General features: G+C 37.4%; 5 protein-coding genes. 3 read left to right on the plus strand and 2 right to left on the minus strand.

The window, feature by feature from the left end; all coding sequences use genetic code 11:
* Positions 1 to 214 (plus strand): DUF1461 domain-containing protein (locus Q9Q35_RS11560; RefSeq protein WP_304653504.1); only part of this gene is annotated, 214 nt, incomplete at its 5' end.
* A 26-nt stretch (positions 215 to 240) separates the two neighbouring features.
* On the opposite strand, the gene Q9Q35_RS11565 is transcribed toward Q9Q35_RS11560, so the two are convergent.
* Both Q9Q35_RS11565 and Q9Q35_RS11570 read right to left on the minus strand, forming a co-directional pair.
* Positions 241 to 882: a VTT domain-containing protein gene (locus tag Q9Q35_RS11565; protein WP_010688034.1), complete on the minus strand. Its 642-nt coding sequence runs from the start codon at positions 880 to 882 to the stop codon at positions 241 to 243.
* 145 nt (positions 883 to 1,027) lie between these two features.
* Positions 1,028 to 2,035, minus strand: coding sequence for an NAD(P)/FAD-dependent oxidoreductase (locus Q9Q35_RS11570; protein WP_304653505.1), 1,008 nt, complete (start codon positions 2,033 to 2,035; stop codon positions 1,028 to 1,030).
* Between the two features lie 142 nt (positions 2,036 to 2,177).
* Between Q9Q35_RS11570 and Q9Q35_RS11575 the strand changes: the two genes are divergently transcribed.
* On the plus strand, positions 2,178 to 2,750 hold the full coding sequence (locus Q9Q35_RS11575) for a peptidylprolyl isomerase (protein ID WP_304653506.1): 573 nt from the start codon (positions 2,178 to 2,180) through the stop codon (positions 2,748 to 2,750).
* Positions 2,751 to 2,762: 12 nt separating this feature from the next.
* Positions 2,763 to 3,155: a CvfD/Ygs/GSP13 family RNA-binding post-transcriptional regulator gene (locus tag Q9Q35_RS11580; RefSeq protein ID WP_304653507.1), complete on the plus strand. Its 393-nt coding sequence runs from the start codon at positions 2,763 to 2,765 to the stop codon at positions 3,153 to 3,155.
* Positions 3,156 to 3,535: the final 380 nt, after the last annotated feature.

Consider the following 3,535-nt stretch of genomic DNA (forward strand, 5'->3'; position numbering starts at 1 on the left):
AGTGGTCGATTTTGAAGATTTTTTTATCTTTTTTCATGAGGTGTTATTTAGAAATGATGATTGGATATTTGATCCGAATTTAGATCCGATCATCAATGCTTTGCCAAGTGAGTATTTTTTAGCGTGTTTTGGCATATTTGTGGGAACATTTACTTTGAGTATACTTAGCATTTATATTGTTGGAAAATGGCAATTAAAAAACGTGGTCGCTTGAATCGACCACGCTTTTTTGTATTGATATTATTTTTTCGAAGTTTTTGATTTGATAGCTCCTATAATGGCTGGGATCAATGAAACAGCGATGATCCCGATAATGATCAAGGAGAAATGTTCTTTAACGATCGGGAAATTACCAAAGAAATAGCCTGCACCACAACAAAGCGTTACCCAAGCAGTTGCACCGATCAAGCAGTAACGGATAAAGGTTTTGAAATTACCACCACTACCGCCGTAAACAAAAGGTGCCAATGTACGGATGATTGGCATGAAACGGGCTAATGAAATAGCGATCCCACCGTGCTTGTCAAAGAACTCTTCGGTTCGTTTTAGGTCTGACTCTTTGATGATCCGACTGAAAAATTTAGTCTTGGTCAATTTTTTTCCTAGATAATGACCGATAAAGAAGTTAAGTGAGTCGCCCAAAACAGCAGCAAACCAGAAAAGGGCTACAAAGATCCAAATATCTAGGCTGTATTTAGGATTGGCAGACATCGCACTGGCTGCAAATAAAAGCGAATCTCCGGGTAAAAACGGCATGATAACAGCACCAGTTTCGATAAAGATGATCGAAAATAAGATCAGGTAAGTCCAATCACCGAAGAGATTAACTATCGTAACTAAGTGGACATCAATGTGTAAGATAAAATCAATTAGTTGTGACATCGTTATAGGCGTTCATCGTCGGCTATAAAAACATGAACATATTCCTTTCGTAATTGTAGTTGTTGATTTTTGACAACTATAGGAGAGTGCCGACAATAGCGTTTACTCCCTTATATAAATATACTACACTTTTAGCTTAATGTACTTAATTATCTTGAGCAGCTTCAAATTTTTTAATTAATTGCGTACTATGAGCGGGCTGGCGTTTTTCTGGATAGATCCGCAATAGTGCACTATTGATAACGCTTGGAGCTTCGCCAAAACCTGTTACCATTAAATTTAGTTTATCTGCTTGGGCTGCGATATCACCGATCGCATAGACGCCAGGGATCGAGGTCTCATTTTTAGCATTAACAGTAATATTGTGATGGTCAAGATCAAGTGCCCAACTTTCGAGCAACTTTGAATTTGAGGCAAATCCGTAATTGACTAAAAGGTGATCAACTGTTAATTCTTTTTTCTCGGCACTCCGGGGTTTTTCTAAGCTGATGCAGAGTTTATCTTGGACAGAAGAAAGATCAGTGATCAAATAGGGAGTGTGTAGGATAGTATTTGTTTTTTTAAGCGCTAAAACACTAGATTCTAAAGCTCTAAATTTATCGCGTCGATGGATCAAGTGAACAGCTTTGGCGATCGGCGCCAATTCTAAAGCCCAATCAACTGCTGAATCACCACCACCTGCGATCGCTACTTCTTTATTACTGAAGTCCTTGAGATCTTTGACAAAATAGTGAAGTTGTTTGTCTTCGAATCGATCTGCTGCTGCCACCTTTAATTTACGTGGCTCAAAAGCTCCAGCACCAGTAGCGATAATGATCGTTTTTGAATAAGTTGTTCGTTTAGAAGTTTTGATCTCAAAGCCACCAGTAATTTGGCTGAAACTTTCCACGCGTTCATTTAAAAAGATATCAGGCTCGAATTTTTCTACCTGCTGTTTTAAATGGTCGATCAATTCTGTTCCGGTGATCTCTGGAAAAGCAGGGATGTCATAGATCTTTTTAGCAGGGAATAGGGCGCTGACTTGGCCTCCTAACTGTCCTAAGCTTTCGATGATCTGAGTCTTGGCTAAGCGCATCCGAGCATAGGTCGCTGCAAACATTCCAACTGGGCCACCGCCAATGATCGTAATATCATAAAATTCTTTAGCTACCATAAAGTGGTTGCTCCCTTCATAATTCTTGTCGGTTAAAGTTACAATATCATATTAAAGGTGTAAAATAAAATTGGCAATAACTCGTGAGTTAAAGTATCATATCTAAGTGAAAGATATATTTATAGAAATAAGGAAGAAATAGATGGAGTTTTTACAATTAGACACTGATAAATTGACCTCAAGTGCGGTCATCAAAACAAATTTGGGCGAGATAACCTTGGCGCTTTTCCCTGAAAAAGCTCCTAAAACCGTTGAAAATTTTGTGACTTTAGCCAAAAATGGCTACTACAATGGCGTTATCTTTCACCGAGTGATCTCAGATTTTATGATCCAGACTGGTGATCCTACTGGGACTGGAATGGGGGGCGAAAGTATCTGGGGTAAAGCTTTTGAAGATGAATTTTCTGATGGGCTTTACAATTTACGGGGGGCTGTTTCAATGGCAAATGCTGGCCCTAATACGAATGGGAGTCAATTCTTTATCGTTCAGAATAAAAATATGCCTAAGCGTATTATCAAACAATTGACGACTTATCCTAAGGAGATAGTTCAAGCATATCGTAAAGGAGGTGCACCTTGGTTAGATGGGCGTCATACTGTTTTTGGTCAGGTCATTTCTGGCATGGAAGTAGTTGATAAAATTGCTAAAACTAAGACTGATTGGGGCGATAAACCTAAGAATGACATTGTAATCGAAAATATCGAAATACTATAGAGGTAGTTGATCATGGAAATAGCTTATCGTATCGGAATGGTACTGGAAGGATATGTAACTGGGATCCAACCTTATGGCGCTTTTGTCGCGCTCGATGAGGGGACGCAGGGCTTGATCCATATTTCTGAGTGCCATCATGGTTTTGTAGATGATATCCAAAATTATTTAAAAGTTGGACAAAGAGTGCGAGTGATGATCATCGATATTGATGAGTATACTCAAAAGATCTCACTTTCGGTCAGATGTTTGGAAAAGACCTTTGATTTTAACCAACCACGGCATACGCGTTACCAACATAAGAAATATTGGACTAATCGTCATGTGTATGAAGGATTTAGTCCGATAGCTAAACGTTTGGATCATTGGGTCGATGAAGCTTTGGCTGACATTGCAGCAGGAAAATAAAGTATTTGGAGCAGAAATAAAAAATTTCTGCTTTTTTTTTATAAAAAAATGTTGACGTACTTTTACTGATGTTGGTATACTATAAAAGTTGCTGATGCAGAGCAGTTATTTAAAAATATAATATAAAAAAGATGTTGACATCATCTTGGAAATCATGATATTATATTTAAGCTGATTTGTTACAGCATAACAAAAAAATTATTTTCTTATTGACATCGATTAATGGTTTTGGTAAGATAAATAAGTCGTCTGATTACGACGTTGAAAAAATAATTAAAAAAGTTATTGACAACGAAAATCAGATATGATATAATAATTATGTTGATTATATCGATTAGATAAATCGATCAAGTAGATCTTTGAAAACTGAACAAAGTTTC

Origin of the sequence: uncultured Ligilactobacillus sp., assembly GCF_948826705.1 — a bacterium.
Classification (GTDB): Bacteria; Bacillota; Bacilli; order Lactobacillales; family Lactobacillaceae; genus Ligilactobacillus.

Excerpts from the sequence above, each read along its gene's own strand:
- Q9Q35_RS11565 (WP_010688034.1), bottom strand. The coding sequence starts at position 882 with ATGTCACAACTAATTGATTTTATCTTACACATTGATGTCCACTTAGTT.
- Q9Q35_RS11580 (WP_304653507.1), top strand. The coding sequence starts at position 2,763 with ATGGAAATAGCTTATCGTATCGGAATGGTACTGGAAGGATATGTAACT.
- Q9Q35_RS11570 (WP_304653505.1), bottom strand. The coding sequence starts at position 2,035 with ATGGTAGCTAAAGAATTTTATGATATTACGATCATTGGCGGTGGCCCA.
- Q9Q35_RS11575 (WP_304653506.1), top strand. The coding sequence starts at position 2,178 with ATGGAGTTTTTACAATTAGACACTGATAAATTGACCTCAAGTGCGGTC.